The 2,442-nt window shown below is 36.9% G+C and carries 2 protein-coding genes; both read left to right on the top strand.

Annotation, left to right across the window (positions count from 1 at the left end):
• Nucleotides 1–301 (top strand): VOC family protein (locus V7083_RS17340; RefSeq protein ID WP_335480174.1); only part of this gene is annotated, 301 nt, incomplete at its 5' end.
• Between the two features lie 202 nt (nt 302–503).
• The coding region (locus V7083_RS17335) for a CoA-disulfide reductase (RefSeq protein WP_335480171.1) at nt 504–2,442 on the top strand (1,939 nt) is incomplete at its 3' end.

Raw genomic sequence — 2,442 nt, 5'->3', positions numbered from 1 at the left:
GTCCAACACAAAGTATCACAATAAAGTGAAGGAATTTGAATCATATTTTATTACTTTTGACAGTGGTGCTCGTTTGGAGATCATGCGCAAATCTGGTATTGATAAGAGGGATCAGGACGAGAGAATTGGCTGGGCTCATATAGCCATTTCCCTTGGAAGCAAAGAGTCCGTGGATCAATTGACAGCCCGCCTCCAAAAAGATGGTTACCGTCTCGTTAATGGTCCCCGCGTAACAGGGGATGGCTATTATGAAAGTGTGATTGAAGATCCTGAGGGAAATCTTTTAGAATTGACAGTTTAATATGTTAGCTCATTGAAAATAGGGATCCTTTGGTGGTCTCTATTTTTTGTTTGTGTAATTGTGAAGAAAAAGTGAAGTTATCGAAAAATGACTTTACAATTTTTAATCGGATTATATAATACCCTTATAGGTATATTACCCATTAGGGTATACTTTGATAAAAAATATATTAATTAACATATTTCAATTCGGAGGGGATACCATGGCACAAAAAATCATTATCGTTGGTGGAGTAGCCGGTGGAGCAACAGCAGCTGCAAGATTAAGAAGGATTAGTGAAGAAGTTGAGGTCGTTCTTGTAGAACGTGGTGAACATATTTCATTTGCTAATTGTGGTTTACCGTATTACATTGGCGAAACGATCAAGGACAGAAGTAAATTATTGGTACAAACTGTAAAAGGAATGTCAGAACGCTTTAACCTTGATATCCGCAATTTAAGCGAGGTAGTAAACATTCATCCTGAAGCAAAAAATGTAACGATTAAGAACTTACAAACTGGTGAAGTGTACGAGGAATCCTATGATAAGTTATTATTATCACCAGGAGCAAGACCGATCGTACCGCCTATTCCTGGATTAAATGAAAATAAAACATTATTTACATTAAGAAATATTCCTGATACAGATAAAATTAAACACCATGTGGATGCAAATAATCCTAAAAAAGCCATTGTCATTGGTGGTGGATTTATTGGAATTGAAATGGCTGAAAATCTTGTGGATAGAGGTTTAGAAGTTACGATTATTGAAATGGCTAATCAAATAATGGCTCCAATTGACTTTGAAATGGCAAGTATTCTCCACACGCATTTAAAAGAAAAGGGTGTAAAGCTAATTTTAGAAAATGGGGTCGATTCATTTGCTGATAATGGTAAGAAGGTTATCCTTTCTGATGGAACAGAAATCGATACTGATATGACCATTCTATCGATTGGTGTCAGAACAGAAAATGAATTAGCCAAAACAGCAGGCTTAGAGTTAGGTGAGCGTGGAGGAATTGTTGTAAATGAATTCCTCCAAACTTCTAATGAAGATATTTATGCGGTAGGAGATGCTGTAGAGGTTGTAGATTATATTAGCGGAACAAAGGCAATGATCCCACTTGCTGGACCAGCTAACCGCCAAGGACGTATTGCAGCTAATAATATGATGGGCAAAAATGAAAAATACCAAGGAACCTTAGGTACTTCCATTGCAAAGGTGTTTGAATTAACGGTTGCCGCAACAGGAAACAATGAAAAATCATTGAAACGGTTAGGCATTTCTTATGAAGTGGTTCATATTCATCCAAGTTCTCATGCAGGGTATTATCCCGGCGCAGCCCCAATCTCTTTAAAATTAATTTTTGATAAGGAATCAGGGAAAATCTTCGGTGCTCAAGCCGTTGGAGCAGACGGAATCGATAAACGTATTGATGTGATCGCTACTGCTATAAAAGGCGGATTAACCGTTGAAGATTTGACAAACCTCGAATTGTCTTACGCACCACCATATTCTTCAGCAAAAGATCCAGTGAATATGGCAGGATATGTTGCTTCTAATATCATGGAAGACGAATTGGAAATGACTCAGTGGCATGAGATTGATGAGATTATTGCAAATGGAGGACTATTAATCGACGTTCGTGAGCCAATGGAACGTGAATTTGGATTTATTGAGGGTTCAATCAATATTCCTCTTAATGATTTAAGAGGTAAAATGAATGAATTGCCAAAAAATCAACCAATTTATGTATCTTGTCAGGTAGGCTTACGAGGTTATCTGGCATCACGAATTTTAACTAATAGTGGGTTTAAGGCTATTAATTTGGATGGTGGATGGAAAACATATTCCTCTGTATATGGAAGCAATTTAAATAAAAATGTTGAAACTACAACAAATGATCGTGGAGAAACAGTTATAGAAAATGAAAAAGAGATAAACGTTGATACAGTGGTGGATGTTACAGGATTAACTTGTCCAATGCCCATTATTAAGCTTAAAAAAGGGATTGAGTCATTAGAAAGTGGACAAGTGATAGAACTTCATGTGACAGACAGGGGTGCCTTGAATGACCTTCCAGCCTGGTCAAAAAATGCAGGTCATACCCTTTTAAAAACTGAACAGGATGAAAAGGTTATTAAATTTTGGATTGAAAAGA

This window comes from Bacillus sp. JJ1764 (assembly GCF_036962145.1).
Taxonomy (GTDB): domain Bacteria; phylum Bacillota; class Bacilli; order Bacillales; family Cytobacillaceae; genus Neobacillus.
This window is presented reverse-complemented; position numbering and strand designations above follow the sequence as displayed.